This is a genomic window from Streptococcus australis, from assembly GCF_047463015.1.
Taxonomy (GTDB): domain Bacteria; phylum Bacillota; class Bacilli; order Lactobacillales; family Streptococcaceae; genus Streptococcus; species Streptococcus australis_F.
The window spans coordinates 102,658-128,364 of record NZ_JASHER010000005.1 but is presented as its reverse complement, the minus strand read 5'-3'; the positions used below and the strand labels follow the sequence as shown (position 1 = coordinate 128,364).

Below are 25,707 nucleotides of genomic sequence, written 5' to 3'. Positions count from 1 at the left end.
GTATTTATGACATTTTCATTTGACACAGCAGCGGCACAAGGTGCAGTTATTAAAGTAATCGGTGTCGGTGGCGGTGGCGGTAATGCCATCAACCGCATGATTGACGAAGGAGTTGCTGGTGTAGAATTCATCGCAGCAAACACAGACGTACAAGCACTTTCAAGTGCAAAAGCAGAAACAGTTATCCAATTGGGTCCTAAGTTGACTCGTGGATTGGGTGCTGGTGGTCAACCTGAGGTTGGTCGTAAAGCCGCAGAAGAAAGTGAAGAAGTATTGACAGAAGCTTTGCAAGGTGCAGACATGGTCTTCATCACTGCAGGGATGGGTGGAGGATCTGGTACAGGTGCTGCACCAGTCATCGCTCGTATTGCTAAAGCTGTTGGTGCTTTGACAGTAGCCGTTGTAACTCGTCCTTTCGGATTTGAAGGAACAAAACGCGGAAACTTTGCCATCGAAGGGATCAATGAACTTCGCGAGCATGTGGATACCTTGTTGATCATTTCCAACAACAACTTGTTAGAAATTGTAGATAAGAAAACACCACTTCTTGAAGCATTGAGCGAAGCAGATAATGTCCTTCGCCAAGGGGTTCAAGGTATCACTGACTTGATCACAAGCCCAGGATTGATCAACCTTGACTTCGCTGACGTGAAGACTGTTATGGAAAATAAAGGAAATGCCTTGATGGGTATTGGTGTAGGTAATGGTGAAGAGCGTGTCATTGAAGCAGCTCGTAAAGCTATCTACTCACCACTCCTTGAAACAACCATTGACGGTGCTGAAGATGTGATCGTCAACGTTACTGGTGGTTTGGATATGACCTTGATTGAAGCAGAAGAAGCTTCTGAAATTGTTAACCAAGCAGCTGGTCATGGCGTAAACATTTGGCTCGGTACATCTATTGATGAATCAATGAAAGATGAAATCCGCGTAACGGTTGTCGCAACTGGTGTTCGTCAGGACAAAGTTGAAAGAGTTAGTGGAATTGCATCTCATGCACCAAGTTCAGCACGTTATTACCAAACTGGACCACGTGAACAACGTCCACAAACTCCACAATTCGATCGCGAATTCGATTTGAAGGAAGAAATCGAAATGCCTTCTCCTCAATCACGTGCTAAACAAGAAACACCTCGTGGATCTGCGTTTGGAGATTGGGACATTCGTCGTGAAAACATTGTACGTCAGTCTGATACTAGCGCTGGTCGTCAAGTTGAACGCTATGTGGATTCTTCTTCAGAAGATGATGAGTTGGAAACACCACCATTTTTCCGTAATCGTTAAGAATGAATCTGATTGAAAATAAAGAGCGAATATTCTCGCAGGTTGCACAAGCAATGGAAACAGCAAACCGCACGGATCAGGTCAATGTGATTGCTGTTACTAAGTATGTTGGTATCGACCAAGCTAAGGCTTTGGTTGATACAGGAGTCTGTCATATCGGTGAAAACCGTGTTGATAAATTTCTAGAAAAATACCAAGCTCTAAAAGTTGAGGGACTGACCTGGCATTTGATCGGTAGTCTCCAACGTCGTAAAGTAAAAGAAGTTATCAATTATGTAGATTACTTCCATGCTTTAGATTCTATGAAGCTTGCCCAAGAAATTCAAAAAAGGGCGAGTCACCCAATTAAATGTTTTATACAAGTCAATATTTCTGGAGAGGAAAGCAAGCATGGATTTGCTCCTGAAGAGCTCGATGCGATTCTTCCTGAACTAGAAGGCTTGGATAACCTACAAATTGTTGGCTTAATGACGATGGCTCCTTTTGAGGCAAGTCAGGACGAGTTGCAAGCTATATTTGCAGCAACTCACCAACTTCAAAAAGAATTACAAAAGAAACAGTTGAAAAATATGCCCTTTACAGAGTTAAGCATGGGAATGAGTCGTGATTATGATGTGGCGATTGCTAACGGTGCGACTTTTGTGCGAATTGGGACCTCATTTTTCAAATAGGAAAGAATTATGTCATTTAAAGATAGATTTGATCGATTGATTGATTATTTTACTGAAGATGGAGATGAGTACGATGTGCAAGAAGCGCCTGCTCAAGCAGTCGGAGCTAGCCAACCTGTAGCATCCCCTAAACCAGTACAACCATCATCAAAACCACGTCAAAAAGCTGTGGTAGCTGCCAAGGAGCAGAAACCTACTCCTGTTGCAGCAAGTCGTCCACAAGTAGCTTCTACAGCAGTGGTTGAATCAGCTTCATCTCAAAAATCATCTTCTGAAAATATTACTCGACTTCATCAACGTCAACAAGAGTTGGCAAGAAATCGTTCTGCTGCAGATGAAAAGATTACAATTGATGTTCGCTATCCTCGTAAATACGAAGAAGCAACTGAAATTGTCGACTTGTTGTTGGCAAACGAAAGTATTCTTATTGACTTCCAATACATGACAGAAGTTCAAGCAAGAAGATGTTTGGATTATTTGGATGGTGCTCGCTATGTATTAGCCGGGAATCTACGTCGTGTTGCAAGTACTATGTACTTATTAACACCAATCAATGTCGTTGTGAATATTGAAGATATTCGCCTTCCAAATGATGTCGAAGTTGCTGAGTACGACTTTGATATGAAACGAAATCGTTAATATGTTTGTCCTACAATTAGTTAGAAATTTCTTTCAGGTTTTTGAGCTAGTACTAATCATCTATGCTTTGCTTAGTTGGTTTCCAAATGCATCAGAATCGGCTTTAGCTAAAATGGTTCAACGGATCGTCGAACCATTTTTGAGCCTATTTAGAAAGATTCCTTTGCAATTTGGTGGGTTAGACTTTACAGTCATGTTTGCCTTACTTGCTCTATCCGTAGTGGAACGGTTTGTCCTTCAATTTTTGGTGCAATTTATATGACCAAGGGATTTTATCAACACTATAGTCCAGAAGACCACGTCTTTATAGATCGAGTTCTAGAATTAGTAGCTCGAGTGGAGCAACAGTATAGTTTTGAACTGACTTCCTTTTTAAATCCACATCAGGTTAATATTTTACGACAAATTGGTGCCCACCACGGTTTGCAGGTGTTTTCAAGTGCAGAAATCTATCCTACAGAATATGCACGAGTGATTCTGGCTCCTAGCTACTATCAGTTAGAGGCATCTGATTTTGAAATAAGCCTGTTAGAAGTTCTTTATCCGGATAAGTTTTATCGGTTAAGTCACTCTCAAGTTTTGGGTTCGCTTCTCCATCAATTAGGCATAGAAAGAAAGTCTTTTGGTGATATTTTAGTTGGACAAGGGAAGATTCATATCTATGTGGATGAACGTTTCTCCTCCTATTTCAAAGAGAATCTTAAGAAGATCGCAAAGGCATCTGTGAAGATTCGTGAGATTGACTGTCGAGAACGGATCACCGTAGATGAACCATCCAAACTCAAAGATCTATTGGTTACTAGTGTTCGACTTGATAAACTAGTAGCTTCTACCTTTAAACTTGCTCGGTCTGTAGCTGTTCAATTAGTTCAGTCTGGCCAGGTGAAGGTAAACTATGCCACTATTGATAATCCTAGCCGGATGATCCAAGTAGCAGATTTAATTAGTGTTCGAAAGTATGGCCGATTTAAAATACTATCAGAAAATGGCCTATCAAAAAGTGGAAAATACAAATTAACGGTTGAAGTATTTTCCAGTAGAAAATAAGGAGGAACTATGGCACTTACAGCTTTAGAAATCAAAGATAAACGCTTTTATGTAAAATTTAGAGGCTACGATGCTAAAGAAGTTGAAGAGTTTCAAGACATGGTCTACCGAGACTATGAAAAATTAGTTCGTGAAAATCATGAATTGGAAACAAAAATTAGTGCGTTGGAAGAGCGCTTGAACTACTTTGACGAAATGAAGGACTCTTTGAGTCAATCAGTATTGATCGCTCAAGATACAGCAGAACGTGTGAAACATGCGGCAAATGAACGCTCAGAAACCATCGTTCGTCAAGCGGAGCAAGATGCTCACCATTTAGTTGAAGAAGCAAAAGCAAAAGCAAATGAAATTCTTCGTCATGCTACAGACAATGCCAAGAAAGTTGCCGTAGAAACGGAAGAATTGAAGAATAAGACGCGTGTCTTCCACCAACGCTTGAAATCAACTATCGAAAGCCAATTGAGCATCATTGATACACCAGAATGGGATGAAATTCTTCGCCCAACTGCTATGTATATTCAAACAAGTGATGAAGCTTTCCGTGAAGTAGTCGAAAAAGCTTTGGAAGAAACAGTTCATCATAACTACGATGATGAAGCAATTGATTTAACTCGTCAATTCTCACGCGCAGAAATTGAAGAATTGCAAAAACATATTGAAGCTGTAAACCGTGAATTGTCTGCGACTCAAGCTTTTGAAGGATTGAATGAAAAAGTTCAAGAAGCTTTGGAAGAAGCAGAAAAAAATCAGGTAGATCAAGATTCTATTGATGAAATTGTTGTAGAAACTCCTCTAGTTGCTGATATTGATGCACCAGAAGTGGAAGAACAACGGGAATCTGTTTCAATTTTATAATCTGTAAAAACAGTGATCTTATCAAATAGTTTTAGCGAGCAGGTGATGGTGGAAGACCTGTACTTCCTTTGATAGGATTGATCCTTTTACAAATCTTAGTGGTGAAACGAGTAACCACTAACGCTGGTCAGCGTTAGCGACAAAAGAGGAGAAAGAGAGGATTCTCTTTCTTGAATGAAGGTGGTACCACGACTTGTCGTCCTTTTTGGCGAGGTCGTGGTCTTTTATTTTGTATGATTATTTTTTAGAGGAGACACCATGAAACTCAAAGAAACACTGAATTTAGGGAAGACAGAGTTCCCGATGCGGGCTGGCCTGCCTACAAAAGAGCCAGTTTGGCAAAAAGAATGGGAAGAAGCAAAGCTTTACCAACGTCGTCAAGAATTGAACCAAGGAAAACCACATTTCACCTTGCATGATGGCCCTCCCTATGCCAACGGAAATATCCACGTAGGACATGCCATGAACAAGATCTCAAAAGATATCATTGTTCGTTCTAAGTCTATGTCAGGTTTTTATGCACCGTACATCCCAGGTTGGGATACACACGGTTTGCCAATCGAGCAAGTCTTGGCTAAACAAGGTGTCAAACGCAAAGAAATGGACTTGGTTGAGTACTTGAAACTTTGCCGCGACTACGCCCTTTCTCAAGTAGATAAACAGCGCGAAGACTTCAAACGTTTGGGTGTTTCAGGTGACTGGGAAAATCCTTATGTGACCTTGACGCCTGACTATGAAGCGGCGCAAATCCGTGTATTTGGTGAGATGGCTAACAAAGGCTACATCTACCGAGGAGCTAAGCCAGTTTACTGGTCTTGGTCATCAGAGTCAGCTCTTGCTGAAGCGGAAATTGAATACCATGACTTGGTTTCAACTTCCCTTTACTATGCTAACAAGGTCAAAGATGGCAAAGGAATCCTAGACACAGATACTTACATTGTTGTTTGGACAACAACTCCATTTACCATCACGGCTTCTCGCGGGTTGACTGTTGGTGCAGATATTGATTATGTCTTGGTGCAACCAGCTGGCGAATCTCGTAAATTTGTGGTCGCTTCAGAATTGCTGAACAGCTTGTCTGAGAAATTCGGTTGGGCGGATGTTCAAGTGTTGGCAACTTACCGTGGTCAAGAATTGAACCACATCGTGACAGAGCACCCATGGGATACAGCAGTAGATGAACTCGTTATCCTTGGTGATCACGTTACAACAGACTCCGGTACTGGTATCGTCCATACAGCCCCTGGTTTTGGTGAGGATGACTACAATGTCGGTGTTGCCAATGGTCTCGAAGTTGCTGTAACTGTCAACGAACGCGGGATCATGATGGCCAATGCTGGTGCAGAGTTCGAAGGTCAATTCTATGACAAGGTTGTGCCAACAGTTATTGAAAAACTAGGTAGCCTGCTCCTTGCTCAAGAAGAAATCTCTCACTCCTACCCATTTGACTGGCGTACGAAAAAACCAATTATCTGGCGTGCTGTGCCTCAATGGTTTGCTTCTGTATCTAAATTCCGTCAAGAAATCTTGGATGAAATTGAAAAAGTCAAGTTCCACTCAGAGTGGGGTAAAGTCCGTCTGTACAACATGATCCGTGACCGTGGTGACTGGGTTATCTCTCGTCAACGTGCTTGGGGTGTCCCACTCCCAATCTTCTACGCTGAAGATGGCACACCAATCATGACAGCTGAAACCATCGAGCATGTGGCTCAACTCTTTGAAGAACATGGTTCCATCATCTGGTGGGAACGGGATGCCAAGGACCTCTTGCCAGAAGGATTTACCCATCCAGGTTCACCAAATGGTGAGTTCAAGAAAGAAACAGACATCATGGATGTATGGTTCGACTCAGGTTCATCATGGAATGGTGTCGTAGTGAACCGTCCAGAACTCAAATACCCAGCTGACCTTTATCTAGAAGGTTCAGACCAATACCGTGGTTGGTTCAACTCATCACTCATCACATCTGTAGCCAACCATGGTGTCGCACCATACAAACAAATCTTGTCACAAGGTTTTGCTTTGGATGGTAAAGGTGAGAAGATGTCTAAATCTCTTGGCAACACCATTGCTCCAAGCGATGTTGAAAAACAATTTGGTGCGGAAATCTTGCGTCTCTGGGTAACCAGTGTAGACTCAAGCAACGACGTGCGTATCTCTATGGATATCTTGAGCCAAGTTTCTGAAACTTACCGCAAGATCCGTAACACTCTTCGTTTCTTGATTGCTAACACTTCTGACTTTAACCCAGCTGAGGATGCAGTAGCTTACGAAGAACTTCGTTCAGTTGATAAGTACATGACCATCCGCTTTAACCAACTTGTCAAGACCATTCGTGATGCTTATGCAGACTTTGAATTCTTGACAATTTACAAGGCCTTGGTGAACTTTATCAATGTTGATTTGTCTGCCTTCTACCTTGATTTTGCTAAAGACGTTGTTTACATTGAAGGTGCTAAATCACTCGAACGCCGTCAAATGCAAACTGTCTTCTATGACATCCTTGTGAAAATCACCAAACTCTTGACACCAATCCTTCCTCACACTGCGGAAGAAATCTGGTCATATCTTGAGTTTGAAGCCGAAGATTTTGTTCAATTGTCAGAATTACCAGAAGCTCAAACATTCGCTAATCAAGAAGAAATCTTGGATACATGGTCAGCCTTCATGGACTTCCGTGGACAAGCTCAAAAAGCCTTGGAAGAAGCCCGTAATGCCAAAGTCATCGGTAAATCCCTTGAAGCTCACTTGACTGTTTATCCAAATGAAGTGGTCAAAACTCTACTCGCAGCAGTAAACAGCAATGTAGCTCAACTCTTGATCGTGTCAGACTTGACCATCGCAGAAGGATCAGCTCCAGAAGCTGCCGTTAGCTTCGAGGATGTAGCGTTCACAGTTGAACGCGCTGCAGGTGAAGTATGTGACCGTTGCCGTCGTATCGACCCAACAACAGCAGAACGCAGCTACCACGCAGTCATCTGTGATCACTGTGCAAGCATCGTTGAAGAGAACTTTGCAGACGCAGTTGCAGAAGGTTTTGAAGCAAAATAATAGATATCAAAAGAAGTTCCATAATGGAACTTCTTTTTGAATGCAGACAAACTATTTTTTTATAAAACAGCTGGATGATTTTCAAAAAATGACTTTCATATTTTAGTCATTTAAGAAGATGAAAAACATTCCGCCGTGAGAAAAGTGCCTGAAACAACTGTGTTTCAGGCATTCGGGAGTTTTGAGAGTAAAACAGTTTGGGAAACTGTTTTAGCCTGAGCCCGGAAATTAAAGAGCGAGGGGGTTCAAAACTAATTGAACACGGGCACGGGCTGCGGATGGTGTCAAAAAGATAAGTTCTCCTAGAATCTAAAGATTCTGCGTCAAACTTCCTATTTTGACTTTATCCGCAAACGCCCTTCGTATCTTAATTAGTCATGGAACTTCGTAGAAGTTCGCTGACGTCCGTACTCACCTAAGGAAAGTTTCTAAAATTACTTCATCTTCAATCTGAAAGAAGCTCCGATTTGGAACTTCTTTTTTGGTGGCTAGAATGATGTATCGTGTCCATCGTCAGGGCAATAAAAAAGTAAGGCGGAATAGCCTTACTAAATAATTGGGAAAGAAATTTCGATTAGTTTATCAGAGTAGAGGGTCTTAATAGCAGATTGGTCAATGATTTGAAGATCAATCTTGCGTTTTAAAAAGAACTCACGAATTTTTTCAACTTCTGTTTCACGAATGGCACGGTGTTTGTTACTAATCAGCAATTCGTAATGTGTAGGAGCTTTGGTAAAGATAACGTCGGTGTTACCAGCTGAATAGACCTCAACAAGGGTAGCATCGGTACTTTCTAATTGACTTTTGACCAGAGTAGCATGACTATTTGTTGTATTCATAAGCTTCATGTGAGATCCTCCTAAGCTCTTTCTCCATTTATTATAGCACTTTTTTTTATTTTGTGAAAGAAGTCGCTTACAATTTTTGGGCAGATTTCCACATTTTGATGCCCCACTTATGACTTCCTCTTTTTAATCTGTCAATGGCTTCATCGATGTGGAACCAGGCAATGTTATTGAAATCCTCTAGCGGTTTTTGAGCTTCTACAAAGTCAGTTACTTCATAGATATAGGCAGGATTATAGTAGTGGGTGTCGCGGTGACTAGAATAGAAGTACTCGTCTGCTTGGCCATAATACTCGCCGATGGTCGCAGTGAAACCCAATTCTTCGATCAGTTCGCGCTCGAGTGCCAAGAAATGATCTTCTCCTTCCTCGATTTCACCACCTGGTAGGAACCAAGCTCCATTTGGTGCTTGGACTAGGATGATTTTATCCTTGGTTGGATTTGGAATCACCGCATAGACTCCATAACGATTGACATAGTCAACATTTTCTTCTTTTGTCCCAAAAGTTGCAACAGTCATATTAAAACTCGCTTCTTATTTTTTTATCATTATAACATAGTTGGACATAAAAAGCAGTAGGAGATAAAAATAAGAGAGTGGGACAGAAATCGGTAATTCGTTAGAATTCGATTTCGTCGTCCCACCTCCGCACAGTTGAGTAGGGCTGTAAAAGCTGATGAAATCAGCGTAGTAGAGCCCACTCAACCACTGCGTCTTGCTCGACAATCCAAAGACAATTGAGAGGCTAGGACTTCTGTCCTAGCCTCTTTTAAATGCAATTATTCAGTTACTTTTTCTGTCGCATTAGCTGGTTTGTTCTTTCCTTTAATGCAAATCTTTCCATTGCTGGTCATGACAGCCTTCAGATCTTTTTCACTAGGATTTTCTAGGTAGTAATCTGTAATGGCATCTTCGATATAGTCTTGAATGGTGCGTCGAAGAGGACGAGCTCCCATTTTCGGATCGTAGCCCAAATCAACCAATTTTTCCTTGACCTTATCGGTAACATCGAGGTGGATATCATTGTGGGCCAGGCGTTGATTGACATCATCGAGCATGAGAGTGACGATTTGAAGGAGGTTTTCCTTAGACAAGGCTTTGAATTCAATGATGCCGTCAAAGCGGTTCATGAATTCTGGACTAAAGAAGTTCCCCAGTTCACCTAGGATCGAATTGGTACGACCTTCACGAGCTGCCCCAAAACCGACGTTAGCCTCCGCTTTTCCAGTTCCCGCATTGGAAGTCATGATGATAATGGTATCCTTGAAACTCACCGTTCTGCCTTGTCCATCTGTCAAGCGACCATCATCTAAGACTTGGAGGAACATATGCATGACATCAGGATGGGCCTTTTCTACCTCATCTAAGAGAATGAGAGAGTAAGGGTTGCGACGTACTTTTTCAGTCAGCTGACCAGCTTCTTCATAACCGACATAACCTGGAGGGGCACCGACCAGTTTGGCGACGGCATGTTTTTCCATGTATTCACTCATGTCAAAGCGAATCATACTGTCAGCAGAACCGAAGAGTTCGATGGCCAATTGCTTGGACAACTCGGTCTTCCCGACACCAGTTGGTCCAACAAAGAGGAAGCTACCGATTGGACGGTTTGGCGTTCCAAGTCCTACCCGATTACGACGGATAGCCTTAGCAATTTTTTCAACAGCCTCATCTTGGCCGATGACATGAGCTTTTAAATCAGCAGCCAAATTAATCAATTGAGACTGTTCTTTTTCTTTCAAATCTCCAACTGGAATATTGGTCTTTTGCTCAACAATGTGTTCGATAGTCTTTTCGCTAATGACGGGCGTATCTTGGTCGGTGACCTGTTGCCCTTGCATTTCTTTGTACTTAGCGATTTGGTCACGGAAGTAGGCTGCTTTTTCAAAATCTTCATCCCGCGTCGCTTGGGCCTTGAGATTTTCGGCTTCAATTAAGCGCTGGTCAATGACTTTGGGATCGACAAAATTGAGGGTCAAATTCATCTTAGAGCCTGCTTCGTCCAAGAGGTCAATGGCTTTGTCGGGCAAGAAGCGGTCTTGGATATAGCGATTGGAGAGGAGAGCTGCAGCCTCAATAGCACCATCTGTGTAGTGGACGTGGTGGTAGTCTTCGTATTTCTTTTGAATGCCTTTAAGGATGGTAATGGTTTCTTCAACCGTTGGTTCATCCACCTTGACTGGTTGCATCCGGCGTTCAAGAGCAGCATCTTTTTCGATAATACGATACTCATTGAGTGTTGTGGCACCAACTAATTGCAATTCACCACGAGCGAGAGCCGGTTTGAGGATATTTCCTGCATCCATGTTGCCATCACCTGCAGATCCTGCTCCTACAATTTCATGGATTTCATCGATAAACAAAATGACATCTTCACGGCGACGGATTTCTTCCATTAGTTGTTGCATCCGTTCTTCAAATTGTCCACGAATCCCAGTCCCTTGAACCAGGCTAACAACGTCTAACCGAATAACTTCCTTGTCTTGTAATTTATAAGGGACATCGCCATCGACAATCTTCTGGGCCAGGCCCTCTACGACAGCTGTTTTTCCGACACCAGGTTCTCCAATCAGAACAGGGTTGTTTTTGGTTCGGCGGTTTAAAATTTCAATAACTCGGAGAATTTCGCCGTCACGGCCAATGACTGGATCAATGTCCCCACGGCGAGCGATTTCAGTAACATTAATTCCAAACTCTTCTAGGAGTCCTTTTGGTTGTTGTTTGGCTTGAGGTCTATTTGGTCCAGTAGCTCGACCGTTCCCATTTTGTCCGTAGCCATTTCCACCTCCATATCCTCCTCCTGATTGGGTCGGTGGCGTTTGAGGTTCTTGGGGAGCTTGGAAGTTGCCCAGTTGATTGAAGAAATCTTCAAAAGGATCCCGCCCTCCGCGATTTTGTTGGTTTAATCCTGCCAGGAGACTATTGTTAGGATCGGTTTTCATAATTTGATAGCAGTTCTGGCAAAGGTCTACTTGTTGTTGGTGACCATTCACATTCGTATAAAGATGAATGGTTGAATCGTTTATTTTACAGTTTTGACAAAGCATTCTCTTACCTCTTTCTCTAGGGTAAAAAGTGTAGAAACTATTGGTCAGAAATAGTCAAACTTTTATAGTTTCATTATATCAGTATTCTAAAAGTTTGCAAGAATTTAGTATGAAGTCCGGTTTTAGGCATGGAATAAAGAGGAAAAAAGCGGAAAAGTTGATTTTTATTGGAATTTCCTCCTTCTTTTATGATAGAATAGGAGAGTAGAAAGTAAATAGGAGAATCAAAATGGAATCACATTTGGTACGAATTATCAGCCGTTTGGAAGCAATGACAAAAGACGGTGGAAACTTAAAACGTAATTTTGAACGTGAAGGAGTTGTAGTCGCTGAAGTAGCCTACAACCATGATGAAGAAAATGGATCAGTATTTACTCTTCGTGATGTAGAAGCGCGTGAGACCTATACATTCGATAGCATTGACTTAATTGCAATGGAAATCTACGAATTGTTGTACTAAGAAGTATCAATCAAGAGTCTAGAGCATCTAGTCTCTTTTTTGTTGGAAGAAAACTGTTATAGTTTCTTCCTATAATCTTATCTAATCAAGAAGTGTTAGGAGCAGGTCCACAAATCTGATATAATAGAGAAGATATTGAATAGAAAAGAGATTGAGATGACACATGTGATTGATGGGAAGGCCTTGGCAGTAAAATTACAGGGAGAATTAGCTGAAAATACAGCACGTTTAAAAGAGGAAACAGGGGAGGTACCTGGTTTAGTGGTGATTTTAGTGGGAGAAAACCCAGCTAGTCAGGTCTACGTACGAAATAAAGAACGCTCGGCTCTTGCTGCGGGTTTTCGTAGCGAGGTGGTCCGCTTACCAGAGGCTACTACACAAGAGGAACTCTTGGCACTTATTGACCGCTACAATCAGGAACCGCTCTGGCATGGAATTTTGGTCCAGTTGCCTCTACCAGCACATATCGACGATGAGGCTGTCTTACTAGCCATTGATCCCAATAAGGATGTCGACGGCTTCCACCCCCTTAATATGGGCCATCTTTGGGCGGGTAATCCGGTCATGGTTCCCTCAACTCCTGCGGGGATCATGGAAATGTTCCGGGAATACGATATCGATGTTGAGGGGAAAAGTGCAGTCGTTATTGGTCGCTCCAATATCGTTGGAAAACCCATGGCCCAGCTTCTATTAGCTAAGAATGCGACGGTGACCTTGACCCATTCACGGACCCATCATTTAGCAAAAATTGCAAGAAAAGCGGATATCCTAGTGGTGGCTATCGGCCGTGCCAAATTTGTTACAGCTGACTTTGTCAAAGAGGGAGCAGTCGTCATTGATGTGGGGATGAACCGCGATGAAAATGGCAAACTATGCGGAGATGTCGACTACGATACCGTGGCACCACTTGCTAGCCATATTACGCCTGTTCCTGGTGGAGTGGGTCCTATGACCATTACTATGCTGATGACTCAGACCTATGAAGCGGCTGTTCGGGCTTTGAAAAAATAAACCAGCTTGGATGAAGTCGGGACAGTGTTTGGAGCGATAGACAGATTAGAAAAAATTTTGAAGGTTGGAACTTACTTTCCTGCCTTTTTTTAGTCTAAACGTGATAAAATAGAGGAAGAAAGAAGGAAAGCTTATGTTAAGAGTTGACCAAACATTGCTGCAACAAGTTATTGTTAGTCGTCAGTCAGACTCCTACAAGGGTGACTATGGTCGTCTTCTCTTGATTGGAGGAACCTACCCTTACGGGGGAGCGATTATGATGTCTGCTTTGGCAGCTGTGGAGAGTGGAGCGGGGCTTGTCACGGTTGCGACAGATCAGGAGAACATCCCTGCACTCCATAGTCAGCTACCCGAAGCCATGGCATTTGCTGTGACTGACCAAGAATTATTGGCTGATCAAATCGCAAAAGCAGGCGTTATTTTATTGGGGCCAGGCCTCAAGGACAATGATCTAGGGACACACCTTGTACAGTTAGTTTTTGACAGGGTTCAGTCTCACCAAGTGTTGATTCTAGATGGCGGAGCAATTAGTATCTATACTCGCTTAGCGTTGCCTCTTCCTCAAGCTCAGTTGGTTTTCACTCCTCATCAGAAAGAATGGGAGGCGATGTCAGGTCTAGCAATTGGGGAACAAGGAGAAGATAGGACACAAATGGCTGTGGGAAAACTTCCAGAAGGATCTATCTTAGTTCAAAAGGGACCTCAGACCAAGATTTGGCAACAAGGACAACCAGACTATTACCAACTAACAGTTGGGGGACCTTACCAGGCAACTGGAGGTATGGGCGATACCTTGGCAGGCATGATTGCAGGATTTGCAGGCCAATTTCCACAGGTTGGACTCTATGAGCGCGTGGTGGTGGCTACTCACCTTCATTCGGCTATTGCTGAAGACTTGAGCAAGGAAGTCTACGTGGTTTTGCCGACAGCGATTAGTAAAGAAATTCCCAAATGGATGAAAAAAAATAGCCAATAGGAAAAGTCGATAGAATAGGAGCTTCAGATCATGAAATCTGGGGCTTTTTCCGTAGGTAGAATCAGCTTTTTCCGCTTATTTTTGGTATAATTTATACTAGAATTTTCCGTATGAAAGGGGAACCATGTCAGAGTATTTATCGGTATCCAGTCTGACCAAATACCTCAAGTTAAAATTTGATAAGGACCCCTATTTGGAGCGGGTCTATTTGACGGGTCAGGTCTCGAATTTCCGGAAGCGTCCCAACCATCAGTATTTCTCTCTAAAGGATGAAAAAGCCGTGATTCAGGCGACTGTTTGGGCGGGGATCTATAAGAGTTTTGGCTTTGAGCTAGAAGAAGGCATGAAGATCAATGTCATCGGTCGGATCCAACTCTATGAGCCAAGTGGAAGTTATTCCATTGTCATCGAAAAGGCGGAGCCAGATGGCGTCGGTGCTTTAGCTATTCAGTTTGAGCAGTTGAAAAAGAAACTCCAGGAAGAAGGGCTCTTTCAAGAGAAGTTCAAACAGGCCATTCCCCAGTTTTCCAATAAAATCGGGGTTATTACCAGTCAGAGTGGGGCAGTTATTCGGGATATCATCACCACTGTCACTCGGCGTTTTCCTGGTGTGGAGATTCTCCTTTTTCCAACCAAGGTACAAGGAGAAGGAGCTGCCCAAGAAATTGTCGCCAATATCCAAAAGGCCAATGCTCGGACGGACTTAGATGTCTTGATTATCGGTCGTGGTGGTGGGTCTATCGAGGACCTGTGGGCTTTTAATGAAGAGCCGGTTGTGCGGGCTATTTTTGAGTCCAGAATTCCCATCATTTCCAGTGTGGGCCATGAGACAGACACCACTCTGGCAGACTTTGTAGCAGATCGCCGGGCAGCCACTCCTACAGCTGCGGCTGAGCTGGCAACGCCTGTGACCAAGTTGGACCTGCTTAATCATTTGCAGAAGCAGGAGGGGCGGATGGCAACCGCTATGCGCAACCGCCTAGTATATAATCGGGAGCGCCTGCAAAAACTGAGCCAATCGGTCATCTTCCGTCAACCAGAGCGGCTGTATGACTCTTATCTGCAAAAATTAGATCAGATTCAATTGCGACTGAAACAGGCCGTGTCAGAGTCAATTACCAGAAATAGCCGTCAGTTACAAGAACTCCGCCATCGGCTGGCTTCTCAAGCGCCCCAGCATCAGCTGGAGCGCTATCGAGACCAGATTCTCCAAATGGAGCGATTGATGATCTTGAAAATCAAGGAGCTCTACCAAACAAAAGCAGCAGATGCCAAGCGCCTATCAGAAGCTCTCTTGATGTTGGATACCAGTCGCATTGTGGCTAGAGGCTACGCCTTGGTACAGGCTGGAGATCAGGTTTTGGATAGTGTGGATACAATCAAAGAAAAGGATGCCTTGACGCTAGTCATGCGGGATGGGCAAGTAGAAGTAGAGGTAAAGCATGTCGAAAGAAAAGAAATTTGAAGAAAATTTAGCTGATTTGGAAGCTATTGTCCAAAAATTGGAAAGTGGGCAAGTGCCTCTCGAAGAGGCCATTTCAGAGTTTCAGAAAGGAATGAAGCTATCAAAAGACTTGCAAGAAACGCTGGATCAGGCTGAAAAGACCTTGGTCAAGGTTATGCAAGCAGATGGCTCAGAAACGGAACTGGTATGATCTTAGAAGAAAAACTGCAAGGGGTCGAAAAAGCGATTGAAGGCTTCTACGAGGCCAAACAAATCGCTCCCCGTTTGGTAGAATCCATCCTTTATTCAGTCCATGCAGGGGGCAAACGGATTCGGCCTTTGCTCTTATTGGAGTTGCTGGAGGCTTTTCATGCTCCAATCCTTGAGGCTCATTTTCAGGTGGCAGCCGCTCTTGAAATGATCCATACGGGAAGCTTGATCCATGATGATCTACCAGCGATGGATAATGATGATTACCGTCGTGGTCAATTGACCAACCACAAAAAATTTGGGGAAGACCTAGCCATCTTAGCAGGAGACTCTCTCTTCTTAGATGCCTTTGGCTGTGTGGCAGAAGCGGACCTTCCAGCTTCTATTCGGGTGCAACTGATTGCCTTATTATCGGATGCTTCAGGGACAGCTGGGATGGTGGCAGGCCAAGTCTTGGATATGGAAGGGGAAGGAGCGAGCCTGAACTTGGACCAGTTGCAAGTCATCCATGCCAATAAGACGGGACGACTGCTAGCATATCCTTTCCAAGCTGCGGGGATCCTCTTAGAGCTTGAGCCAGCTGTTGCGACTCTCTTAGAGGAAATTGGCCTCCATTTAGGCTTGGCCTTTCAGATTCGGGATGATATTTTGGATGTGATAGCCGATTTTGCCTCTTTAGGAAAAACCCCTCAGAAGGACCTGCAGGCAGAAAAGTCGACCTATCCTGCGCTACTTGGTCTAGATGGAGCTCAGGCTTATTTGGATCGAGAGTTGGATGCCTGTGAGGACTTGCTCGATCGCATTTCTAATCAAGTTTCCTTCGAAGGGACTGGAATCAAGAACATAATAGAAAGACTGAGAATTCATGGTCAAGGAAAGAGTTGACGTACTGGCCTACAAGCAGGGACTATTTGAAACCCGGGAGCAGGCCAAACGCGGTGTGATGGCTGGTTTGGTCGTTGCGGTCCATAATGGCGAGCGCTTCGATAAACCAGGTGAAAAAATTGATGAAGCGACTGAATTAAAACTCAAGGGTGAAAAACTCAAATATGTCAGTCGAGGTGGTCTCAAGTTAGAAAAGGCCTTGGCCCTTTTTGAGATTGACTTGCAGGACAAGATCACGCTAGATATTGGTGCCTCAACAGGGGGCTTTACGGATGTCATGCTCCAAAATGGAGCTGCCTTGGTCTATGCAGTGGATGTAGGGACCAATCAGTTGGCTTGGAAACTCCGTCAGGATCCTCGTGTCATCTCGATGGAGCAGTTCAACTTTCGCTATGCGACGTCTGAAGATTTTGAGCAAAGACCAAGTTTTGCTAGTATTGATGTTAGTTTTATTTCCCTCAACCTTATCTTGCCTGCTCTTCATGGGATTTTGCAAGAAGGAGGCCAGGTGGTCGCTCTAGTCAAACCCCAGTTTGAAGCTGGTCGGGAGCAGATTGGAAAAAATGGGATTATCAAGGATGCCAAGGTCCATCTGTCCGTCTTGGAACAGGTTCAAGGCTTTGCGATAGAACATGGCTTCTCCGTCTTGGGAGTGGATTATTCTCCGATTCAAGGGGGCCATGGCAATATTGAATTTTTACTTTATTTAGAAAAAAATACCGGGCAAAATCGTCTCGATCAGCAAGAGTTTGTAGCTGTCGTCGACAAAGCCCACACTGATTTTAAACATGAATAGTAAACAAAACCGATTAGAAAAAATACGACGCTTTATCCGAGAAAATAAAGTCGGCACTCAGGATGCAATTGTCGAACATCTGAGGGAAGCGGGAATTTCTGCGACACAAGCGACTGTTTCCCGTGATATTAAAGAGTTGGGCATTATTAAAACGCCATTAAAAGGTTCAGCCTATGTCTATGAATTGCCACGTGTCCAACATAGTGGAAAATTAGCAGAAAATAATCTTCAATCTTTTGAACGCATGGGGAGTTTTCTGACCCTCAAGCTTGTCCCAGGGACAGCCTATTTAGTCAAGCGCCATCTACAGGAAGATTTCGATGACATCATCTTTAGTATGATTTCAGACGACAATAGTATTTTCATTGTGGCCCGCTCGGAAGAAAAGGCACAGTTTATCGAACAACGATTGATGGAATGGTAGGAGAGAGATGCTATTAGAAATTTCAATTAAAAACTTTGCCATCATTGAAGAAATCGCTCTGAATTTTGAGACGGGGATGACGGTTTTAACCGGTGAAACTGGTGCAGGAAAATCCATCATTATCGATGCTATGAATATGATGCTGGGGAGCCGGGCGACGACTGATGTCATCCGCCACGGTGCTCCTAAGGCTGAGATTGAAGGCCTCTTTGCGATTGATGAAAACCGTGCTCTTCAGCAGTTATTTGAGGAGCAGGGCTTAGAATGGGCAGAGGAGTTGATTATTCGCAGAGAAATTTTCCAGAATGGCCGGAGTGTCAGTCGGATCAATGGGCAGATGGTCAACCTCTCTGTCCTCAAGGCCGTTGGTCAGCATTTGGTAGATATTCATGGTCAGCACGATCAGGAAGAACTGATGCGGGCTCCATTGCATATCGCTATGCTGGATAGCTTTGGGGAGGATGCTTTTTTTGCGACCAAGAAGGCCTACAGAGAGACCTTTGAGAATTATAAGTCCTTGCGCAAGCAGGTCTTGCAGATCCAAAAAAACAACCAGGAAAACCAAGCTCGAATCGAAATGCTGGAATACCAAATTTCGGAAATCGAGGCAGCTGCCTTGTCCCTGGATGAAGATGTCCAGTTAGAGCAGGAACGGCAACGCCTACTCAATCATAAGATGATTGCGGATACCCTAAGCAATGCCTACGCTATGCTGGATGCAGAAGACTTCTCCAGTCTTAGCAATGTTCGATCGGCCATGAATGATCTGCAAAGCATCGAGGAGTATGATCCGGACTACAAGATCTTGTCTGATCAAATGGCTGAGACCTACTATACTCTGGAAGATCTGACCAAACGCTTGGAGGATCTGGTAGATGGCTTGGACTTTGACGGCAACCGTTTGATGCAGGTAGAAGCTCGATTAGACCTGATCCACTCAATTACGCGTAAGTACGGCGGTCAGGTAAAAGATGTCCTTGATTATTTGGAGCAAATCAGTAAGGAATATAGCCTGTTAACAGGAGCTGGAACCTCTTCTGAAGACTTAGAGAAGGAACTCAAGTCTATGGAAGGCCAGCTGGTTGCCTTGGCCAAGGAACTGAGTCAAGGGCGCCATGCCTTAGCTCAAGAGCTGGAAGCAGAAATTCAGCAGGAATTGGCGGATCTCTACATGGAAAAAGCCCGTTTCCAAGTGCGTTTTACTCCATCTAAGTTTAATCGGGAAGGAAACGAAACAGTTGAATTTTATATTTCGACCAACCCTGGAGAGGACTTTAAGCCTTTGGTAAAAGTAGCCTCAGGTGGTGAATTATCCCGTCTTATGTTGGCCATCAAGTCCGCCTTTTCTCGAAAAGAAGGCAAGACCAGTATCGTCTTTGACGAGGTGGATACAGGGGTATCTGGTCGGGTCGCTCAAGCTATTGCTTCTAAGATCTATAAAATTGGACGTTTTGGTCAGGTGCTAGCCATCTCTCATTTGCCTCAGGTAATTGCAGTAGCCGATTACCAATTCTTTATCGAAAAGGTGAGTGATGAATTTTCAACGGTTTCGACCGTTCGCTTGCTCAGTCATGAAGAACGGGTAGAAGAAGTAGCCAAGATGCTTGCTGGTGAAGATGTGACAGAAGCAGCCCGCCTGCAGGCGGAGCAATTGCTAAAACGGCCAAGCTAAGAAGAAAGGAACCGATATGGGAAGCTATTTCGTAGTGGGAGATATTCATGGAAAAGCAGGCATGTTGGAGGAACTGATGACCCATTGGGATGGTCAGTCCCGGCTGGTTTTTCTCGGAGATTTGATAGACCGTGGGGAAGATAGTTGTAGAGTTATCGAACTGGTCAAAGATTTTGTCGACCATCAAGGGGCAATCTGCCTCTCTGGTAACCACGAATACATGTTTTTAGCCTGGATCGATAACCCGATTGAACGCTATGACCATTACCGACGAAATGGTGGTGATACCACGATCAACTCTCTGCTTGGTCGTCCCCTCACGGCTCCAGTAGATGGAGTAGAGGATGCTCGGCGCGTGCAAGAAACTTGTGGGGACCTCGTCGCTTTCATCCGTTCGCTTCCTTTTGTTTATGAAACAGAACACTATATTTTCGTGCATGCTGGGATTGACTTGACTCTAACGGACTGGCATGAAACGACGGATTACCAAAAAGTCTGGATTCGCCAGCCCTTCCATGAAGCAACCAATCAGACAGGAAAGACCATTGTTTTTGGCCATACCCCTGTCCACTATCTCTTGGATCAAAAGATTGGAACCAAAGAACTCTGGGTGACCGAAGATGGGAAGATTGGCATGGATGGTGGGGCTGTTTATGGTGGTGTCCTCCATGGTATTCTCTTTGATGAAAATGGAATGAGGGCCGATGTTGCTTTGGTTAATGATGGATTTGCAGCCATCGATGATTAAGCAAAAAGGACTTTGTCCCACAAAAGCCTAGAAAATTTGATATAATAGAATGGATATATCTAAGAAAAGATTGTAGGAATGTTATGTCACAAGTAAAAATTGTTACAGACTCATCCGTAACGATTGAGCCTGAAGTTGTTGAAAAATACGGAATTACCATCGTTCCCCTCTCTGTTATGGTGGACGGTGTTCTCTACTCAGATGCGGAATTAACCGAAGGTGAGTTCCTTCAGTTGATGAAATCCAGTAAAAACCTTCCAAAGACTAGCCAACCTCCAGTAGGTGTGTTTGCGGAAATCTTCGAAGGATTGGCTGAAGAAGGGGCGCAAATTATTGCAATCCATATGTCTCATGCCTTATCTGGTACAGTGGAAGCTGCACGTCAAGGAGCTACCTTAGCCAATGCAGATGTAACAGTTATCGATAGTAGCTTTACGGACCAAGCCATGAAATTCCAAGTGGTCGAAGCGGCGAAACTGGCTCAAGAAGGTGCTAGCGTAGAGGAAATTGTAGCTCGCATTGAAGAGGTCAAGCAAAATACTAGACTCTATATTGGGGTTTCTACTTTGGAAAACCTGGTTAAAGGAGGCCGGATTGGACGCGTAACTGGTTTATTGAGTTCACTTTTGAATATTCGGGTCGTCATGGAAATGAAGAACGATGAACTGCAACCGATTGTCAAAGGACGCGGACAGAAAACCTTTAAAAAATGGTTGGACGAGTTGATGCAAGACTTATCCGGTAAAGAAATCGCTGAGATAGGAATTTCCTATGCTGGTGGACCTGACTTTGCTAACGAAATGAAGGCGCAATTACAGCCTTTGGTTGCAACTCCAATCTCTGTTTTGGAAACAGGTTCGATCATTCAAACCCACACTGGTGAAGATGCTTGGGCAGTTCTTGTCCGATTTGCATAGAAGCCCGTCAATAAAGGAATTTATTCCTACATAAAAGTTTATAAAAACAGGTTTAGTACTTGACCTAAAAGCATTTTTTAGATATGATAGAGATGTTAAGGGTAAAACCTAAAAAAATTTGGAGGATTTGTTAAATGGCTAACAAACAAGATTTGATCGCAAAAGTGGCAGAAGCTACAGAATTGACTAAAAAAGACTCAGCAGCAGCAGTTGACGCTGTATTTGCAGCTGTTTCAGAATACCTTTCAAAAGGTGAAAAAGTTCAATTGATCGGTTTCGGTAACTTCGAAGTTCGTGAACGTGCAGCTCGTAAAGGTCGCAACCCACAAACTGGTAAAGAAATCAAAATCGCTGCTTCTAAAGTTCCAGCATTCAAAGCTGGTAAAGCTCTTAAAGACGCAGTTAAATAATTGTGATTACGAAAGTTCCTTCTAGCTTGCTAGAGGGAACTTTTTGTATTGGAGTCCTTTCTAGACAGGGCCTATAAATAGGAGTATAATAGAAAAAAGTGAGAAATGGAGGGTGGGCCATGAGATGGATTTTTGGAATCTTTGTTCTACTCATGATTAAACCAATTATTTATCTATTGAAAGGTCTCTGGTTTATTGTGGAACTCTTCTTTATGTTCCTCTTTGTTAAATTTTTACTAGGAACCATGAGATGGATCCTTAATTGGGGAAGTTAAGAATAGAATACAAAAGAGAGTGGGACAGAAATCGGTCATTCGTTAGAATTCGATTTCGTCGTCCCACCTCCGCACAGTTGAGTAGGGCTGTAAAAGCTGATGAAATCAGCGTAGTAGAGCCCGCTCAACCACTGCGTCTTGCTCGACAATCTAAAGATAATTGAGAGGCTAGGACTTTTGTCCAAGCCTCTTTTCTTATTTACAAACATTCTAATTAGGCAAAATTTGGCATTCGTGATATAATAGTTTTAAAGAAGAGACAGAAAGGGGGAAGACCATGCTAGCTTGTTTAACACTTGATTCCGTTCAACAACAAAAAGTAGAAGATGTATTGCAACACTTGCGTGAAAAATCTGTACGGATTACAGAGACGCGTCGAGCGGTCCTTTCCTATCTTGTCAAAAGCCAGGAACATCCAAGTGCGGATGCCATCTACCAAGATTTAAAACCAGCCTTTCCCAATATGAGCCTGGCAACCGTTTATAACAATCTCAAGGTCCTCATTGATGAAGGCTTTGTCTCTGAGATAAAAGTACGCAATGATACCACGACCTACTTTGATTTTATGGGACACGATCATTTGAATCTGATTTGCGAGTCTTGTGGGAAGATTGACGATGTTGACATCGAAGTTCCAGACGTGAGAGCAGAAGCGAGAGAAAAAAGTGGCTACATCATTACCAAGTGCCAAACCACCGTTTATGGAATCTGTCCAGAGTGTCAGAAGAAGCAATTATAAGCAAACCTCTTGTTAGAGGTTTTTTTGTTTGGTATGGTTTGCGGAAAAAGATAGAGAGGAAAGATTTAGAAGCTGATGAGTGAAAAATGTAAATGTCCATGAAAAAGAATTGATATAATTTCACTAAATCTCCGTTCAGACTTTTTTTGTGAGAAATTGCACTTTTCTATGGTCACCACTAGATTTTTTACTGAAAATCTAGTAGAATAAAATAGATAAACGGGGGGAAACCTCGGAGAATAAAAAGGAGATCCATCTAATGGTAAAATTGGTTTTTGCTCGCCACGGTGAGTCTGAATGGAATAAAGCTAACCTTTTCACTGGTTGGGCTGATGTTGATTTGTCTGAAAAAGGTACACAACAAGCGATCGACGCTGGTAAATTGATCAAAGAAGCTGGTATCGAATTTGACCAAGCTTATACTTCAGTATTGAAACGTGCGATCAAAACAACTAACTTGGCTCTTGAAGCTTCTGACCAATTGTGGGTTCCAGTTGAAAAATCATGGCGCTTGAACGAACGTCACTACGGTGGATTGACTGGTAAAAACAAAGCTGAAGCTGCTGAACAATTTGGTGATGAGCAAGTTCACATCTGGCGTCGTTCATACGATGTATTGCCTCCTGCAATGGATCGCGATGATGAGCACTCAGCTCACACTGACCGTCGTTACGCTTCACTTGACGATTCAGTGATTCCAGACGCTGAAAACTTGAAAGTTACTTTGGAACGTGCGCTTCCATTCTGGGAAGATAAAATCGCTCCAGCTCTTAAAGACGGTAAGAACGTATTCGTAGGAGCACACGGTAACTCAATCCGTGCCCTTGTAAAACACATCAAACAATTGTCAGACGATGAAATCATGGACGTGGAAATCCCTAACTTCCCACCATTGGTATTCGAATTTGACGAAAAATTGAACGTAGTTTCTGAATACTATCTTGGTAAGTAAGATAGCAGGATTCGTTATCAATAATAGAAAGCTGACTTCGGTCAGCTTTTTTGTTTATCTTGTCTAGTCCCCTAGCGCTTTTTTGGTTTTCAGAGCCTCCTAAAAATGATATAATGAAGTGTTAGTACATAAGGTTTCATTAGCCTTGAAAGGAAAAGAAAATGACAAAATCATTCTACATCACAACCCCTATCTATTACCCATCTGGTAAATTGCATATTGGTTCAGCTTATACAACCATTGCCTGTGACGTCTTGGCGCGTTACAAACGCATGATGAACTACGATGTTTTCTACCTGACTGGTCTCGATGAGCACGGGCAAAAGATCCAGCAAAAAGCAGAGGAAGCTGGGATTACGCCACAAGCTTATGTAGATGGGATGGCGGTTGGAGTGAAAGAACTCTGGCAGTTACTCGATATCTCATACGATAAATTCATCCGTACGACAGACGATTACCATGAAAAAGTGGTGGCCCAAGTCTTCGAACGCTTACTGGCTCAAGATGACATCTACCTGGGTGAATACTCTGGTTGGTATTCAGTCTCTGATGAAGAGTTCTTTACAGAAAGCCAATTGGCTGAGGTTTACCGAGATGAGAATGGTAAAGTCATCGGTGGGATAGCGCCATCAGGTCACGAAGTAGAATGGGTTTCTGAAGAATCTTATTTCCTTCGCCTCAGCAAATACCAAGACCGCTTGGTCGAATTTTTCAAGTCCCAACCGGATTTCATCACGCCGGATGGCCGTCTCAATGAAATGTTGAAAAACTTCATCGAACCCGGTTTGGAAGACTTGGCGGTATCTCGGACCACCTTTACCTGGGGAGTCCCAGTCCCATCCAATCCAAAACACGTAGTCTATGTATGGATTGACGCCCTTCTCAACTACGTGACGGCACTTGGTTATGGCCAAGATGAGCATGGCAACTTTGACAAATTCTGGAACGGAACGGTCTTCCACATGGTTGGAAAAGATATTCTTCGTTTCCACTCTATCTACTGGCCAATCCTTCTCATGATGCTCGATATCAAATTGCCAGATCGCTTGATTGCCCATGGTTGGTTTGTCATGAAAGACGGCAAGATGTCTAAGTCTAAAGGAAATGTCATCTACCCAGAAATGTTGGTAGAACGCTTTGGCTTGGATCCGCTTCGCTACTACCTCATGCGCAGTTTGCCAGTTGGTTCAGATGGTACTTTCACACCAGAAGACTACGTGGCTCGTATCAACTATGAATTGGCCAATGACCTTGGAAACCTCCTCAACCGGACGGTGGCCATGATCAATAAATACTTTGGTGGTCAAGTCCCTGCTTATGTCGAAAACGCCACTGCATTTGATGCAGATTTGGCCAAGGTGGTCGAAGAAAGTATTGCAGAGTACCATAAACAAATGAATGCAGTTGATTACCCACGCGCTTTGGAAGCAGTATGGAACATCATCTCTCGTACCAACAAGTACATCGATGAGACAACTCCATGGGTACTTGCTAAAGAAGATGGTGACAAGGAACAATTGGCAGCGGTCATGGCTCACTTGGCAGCAAGTCTCCGTGTCGTGGCTCACTTGATCCAACCATTCATGATGAACACCTCAAATGCCATTATGGAACAACTTGGCTTGGGCTTGGACTTCGATCTTGAGAACTTGACCCTAGCAGGCTTCCCTGAAAATGTCACAGTAGTTGCCAAAGGAACTCCAATCTTCCCTCGCCTGGATATGGATGAAGAAATTGCCTACATCCAATTTCAAATGACTGCTGGTAAAACAGAAGAAAAAGAATGGATTCCAGAAGAAGTGGAACTCAAGTCTGAAAAAGATGAGATCAAATTTGAAGACTTTGACAAGGTCGAAATCCGTGTAGCAGAGGTCAAAGAAGTTGAACGCGTCGAAGGATCTGACAAATTGCTTCGCTTCCGCCTAGATGCAGGAGATGGCGAAGACCGTCAAATCCTCTCTGGTATCGCTCAATTCTATCCAAATGAACAAGAATTGGTCGGCAAAAAACTTCAAATCGTGGCTAACCTCAAACCACGCAAGATGATGAAAAAATATGTCAGCCAAGGCATGATTCTTTCCGCAGAACACGGGGATCAATTAACGGTCTTGACCGTTGATCCATCTGTACCAAATGGAAGCATCATTGGCTAAACTGATGATTGTATACTAAAAGCACTCCCCGTGGGAGTGCTTTTGTTGTATCGCTATAGTTTTCATCAGTGAGAAAAGAGTCTGAAACAGTTTCGTTTCAGACTCTCGGAAGATTTGAGACAGTAGGCTCAAATTTTAGGTATGGAATCCCAGAGGGATTCGCTACCGTCCGTCCTCACCTAAGGAAAGTCTCCA

General features: G+C 43.4%; 26 protein-coding genes and 1 other annotated feature. Of the genes, 23 read left to right on the top strand and 3 right to left on the bottom strand.

Annotated features, from left to right (window positions below; genetic code table 11):
- The first annotated feature begins 6 nt into the window (after window positions 1-6).
- The 7 genes from ftsZ (at window position 7) to ileS (ending at window position 7,547) form a co-directional block, all read left to right on the top strand.
- Window positions 7-1,284: a cell division protein FtsZ gene (ftsZ, locus tag QM873_RS06280; protein ID WP_195324476.1), complete on the top strand. Its 1,278-nt coding sequence runs from the start codon at window positions 7-9 to the stop codon at window positions 1,282-1,284.
- A 2-nt stretch (window positions 1,285-1,286) separates the two neighbouring features.
- On the top strand, window positions 1,287-1,955 hold the full coding sequence (locus QM873_RS06275) for a YggS family pyridoxal phosphate-dependent enzyme (protein ID WP_287517163.1): 669 nt from the start codon (window positions 1,287-1,289) through the stop codon (window positions 1,953-1,955).
- A 9-nt stretch (window positions 1,956-1,964) separates the two neighbouring features.
- Window positions 1,965-2,594 (top strand): cell division protein SepF, encoded by a 630-nt coding sequence (gene sepF, locus QM873_RS06270; RefSeq protein ID WP_048715778.1) that lies wholly within the window; start codon window positions 1,965-1,967, stop codon window positions 2,592-2,594.
- Window position 2,595: 1 nt separating this feature from the next.
- Window positions 2,596-2,856: a YggT family protein gene (locus QM873_RS06265; RefSeq protein WP_006596781.1), complete on the top strand. Its 261-nt coding sequence runs from the start codon at window positions 2,596-2,598 to the stop codon at window positions 2,854-2,856.
- Window positions 2,853-3,641: a YlmH family RNA-binding protein gene (locus tag QM873_RS06260; protein ID WP_343094176.1), complete on the top strand. Its 789-nt coding sequence runs from the start codon at window positions 2,853-2,855 to the stop codon at window positions 3,639-3,641. Before QM873_RS06265 ends, QM873_RS06260 begins: the two co-directional genes overlap by 4 nt.
- A gap of 9 nt (window positions 3,642-3,650) precedes the next feature.
- Entirely contained in the window at window positions 3,651-4,496 is an 846-nt protein-coding gene (locus tag QM873_RS06255; RefSeq protein WP_154852217.1) for a DivIVA domain-containing protein, read from the top strand.
- Window positions 4,487-4,703: a binding site (T-box leader), on the top strand. It overlaps the preceding gene by 10 nt.
- Window positions 4,704-4,754: 51 nt before the next feature.
- Entirely contained in the window at window positions 4,755-7,547 is a 2,793-nt protein-coding gene (ileS, locus tag QM873_RS06250; protein WP_368387467.1) for an isoleucine--tRNA ligase, read from the top strand.
- A gap of 548 nt (window positions 7,548-8,095) precedes the next feature.
- Here the strand turns inward: ileS and QM873_RS06245 are convergent.
- The 3 genes from QM873_RS06245 to QM873_RS06235 form a co-directional block, all read right to left on the bottom strand.
- Complete coding sequence (locus tag QM873_RS06245; RefSeq protein ID WP_414279002.1) at window positions 8,096-8,395, bottom strand: DUF1827 family protein; 300 nt, start codon at window positions 8,393-8,395, stop codon at window positions 8,096-8,098.
- 67 nt (window positions 8,396-8,462) lie between these two features.
- Window positions 8,463-8,912, bottom strand: coding sequence for an NUDIX hydrolase (locus tag QM873_RS06240; protein WP_414279001.1), 450 nt, complete (start codon window positions 8,910-8,912; stop codon window positions 8,463-8,465).
- Window positions 8,913-9,172: 260 nt separating this feature from the next.
- Window positions 9,173-11,440 (bottom strand): ATP-dependent Clp protease ATP-binding subunit, encoded by a 2,268-nt coding sequence (locus QM873_RS06235; protein WP_414279000.1) that lies wholly within the window; start codon window positions 11,438-11,440, stop codon window positions 9,173-9,175.
- 229 nt (window positions 11,441-11,669) lie between these two features.
- Here QM873_RS06235 and QM873_RS06230 point away from each other — a divergent pair, with 229 nt between their 5' ends.
- The 16 genes from QM873_RS06230 to metG all read left to right on the top strand — a co-directional run bounded on the left by QM873_RS06230 (window position 11,670) and on the right by metG (window position 25,512).
- Window positions 11,670-11,900 (top strand): DUF1797 family protein, encoded by a 231-nt coding sequence (locus QM873_RS06230; protein ID WP_048687767.1) that lies wholly within the window; start codon window positions 11,670-11,672, stop codon window positions 11,898-11,900.
- Between the two features lie 156 nt (window positions 11,901-12,056).
- Complete coding sequence (locus QM873_RS06225) at window positions 12,057-12,911, top strand: bifunctional methylenetetrahydrofolate dehydrogenase/methenyltetrahydrofolate cyclohydrolase (protein ID WP_414278999.1); 855 nt, start codon at window positions 12,057-12,059, stop codon at window positions 12,909-12,911.
- A 133-nt stretch (window positions 12,912-13,044) separates the two neighbouring features.
- On the top strand, window positions 13,045-13,887 hold the full coding sequence (locus tag QM873_RS06220) for an NAD(P)H-hydrate dehydratase (RefSeq protein WP_414278998.1): 843 nt from the start codon (window positions 13,045-13,047) through the stop codon (window positions 13,885-13,887).
- Between the two features lie 124 nt (window positions 13,888-14,011).
- Window positions 14,012-15,352, top strand: a complete 1,341-nt coding sequence (gene xseA / locus QM873_RS06215; protein ID WP_414278997.1) for an exodeoxyribonuclease VII large subunit — start codon at window positions 14,012-14,014, stop codon at window positions 15,350-15,352.
- Complete coding sequence (locus QM873_RS06210; protein WP_006596769.1) at window positions 15,330-15,542, top strand: exodeoxyribonuclease VII small subunit; 213 nt, start codon at window positions 15,330-15,332, stop codon at window positions 15,540-15,542. The genes xseA and QM873_RS06210 overlap by 23 nt, the downstream gene beginning before the upstream one ends.
- Complete coding sequence (locus tag QM873_RS06205) at window positions 15,539-16,426, top strand: polyprenyl synthetase family protein (RefSeq protein ID WP_270288849.1); 888 nt, start codon at window positions 15,539-15,541, stop codon at window positions 16,424-16,426. The genes QM873_RS06210 and QM873_RS06205 overlap by 4 nt, the downstream gene beginning before the upstream one ends.
- Complete coding sequence (locus QM873_RS06200) at window positions 16,407-17,222, top strand: TlyA family RNA methyltransferase (protein WP_023022499.1); 816 nt, start codon at window positions 16,407-16,409, stop codon at window positions 17,220-17,222. The genes QM873_RS06205 and QM873_RS06200 overlap by 20 nt, the downstream gene beginning before the upstream one ends.
- On the top strand, window positions 17,215-17,646 hold the full coding sequence (locus QM873_RS06195; protein WP_023022501.1) for an arginine repressor: 432 nt from the start codon (window positions 17,215-17,217) through the stop codon (window positions 17,644-17,646). The genes QM873_RS06200 and QM873_RS06195 overlap by 8 nt, the downstream gene beginning before the upstream one ends.
- 7 nt (window positions 17,647-17,653) lie before the next feature.
- Window positions 17,654-19,318 (top strand): DNA repair protein RecN, encoded by a 1,665-nt coding sequence (gene recN, locus QM873_RS06190; RefSeq protein ID WP_219075060.1) that lies wholly within the window; start codon window positions 17,654-17,656, stop codon window positions 19,316-19,318.
- A 16-nt stretch (window positions 19,319-19,334) separates the two neighbouring features.
- On the top strand, window positions 19,335-20,066 hold the full coding sequence (locus tag QM873_RS06185) for a metallophosphoesterase (protein ID WP_414278996.1): 732 nt from the start codon (window positions 19,335-19,337) through the stop codon (window positions 20,064-20,066).
- Between the two features lie 83 nt (window positions 20,067-20,149).
- Window positions 20,150-20,983 (top strand): DegV family protein, encoded by an 834-nt coding sequence (locus tag QM873_RS06180; RefSeq protein WP_023022507.1) that lies wholly within the window; start codon window positions 20,150-20,152, stop codon window positions 20,981-20,983.
- A 134-nt stretch (window positions 20,984-21,117) separates the two neighbouring features.
- Window positions 21,118-21,393 carry an HU family DNA-binding protein gene (locus QM873_RS06175; RefSeq protein WP_006596762.1) on the top strand — a complete coding sequence of 92 codons (276 nt, stop codon included), beginning with the start codon at window positions 21,118-21,120 and terminating at the stop codon, window positions 21,391-21,393.
- A gap of 119 nt (window positions 21,394-21,512) precedes the next feature.
- Window positions 21,513-21,668 (top strand): hypothetical protein, encoded by a 156-nt coding sequence (locus QM873_RS06170; protein WP_023022508.1) that lies wholly within the window; start codon window positions 21,513-21,515, stop codon window positions 21,666-21,668.
- A 277-nt stretch (window positions 21,669-21,945) separates the two neighbouring features.
- A complete protein-coding gene (locus QM873_RS06165; RefSeq protein ID WP_023022509.1) occupies window positions 21,946-22,407 on the top strand; it encodes a Fur family transcriptional regulator in 462 nt (153 codons plus the stop codon).
- A 259-nt stretch (window positions 22,408-22,666) separates the two neighbouring features.
- Window positions 22,667-23,359 carry a phosphoglycerate mutase gene (locus tag QM873_RS06160; RefSeq protein WP_000240128.1) on the top strand — a complete coding sequence of 231 codons (693 nt, stop codon included), beginning with the start codon at window positions 22,667-22,669 and terminating at the stop codon, window positions 23,357-23,359.
- A gap of 161 nt (window positions 23,360-23,520) precedes the next feature.
- The gene (gene metG, locus QM873_RS06155) at window positions 23,521-25,512 is read left to right on the top strand and encodes a methionine--tRNA ligase (protein ID WP_414278995.1); all 1,992 of its coding nucleotides are present in this window, start codon (window positions 23,521-23,523) and stop codon (window positions 25,510-25,512) included.
- Window positions 25,513-25,707 lie beyond the last annotated feature (195 nt).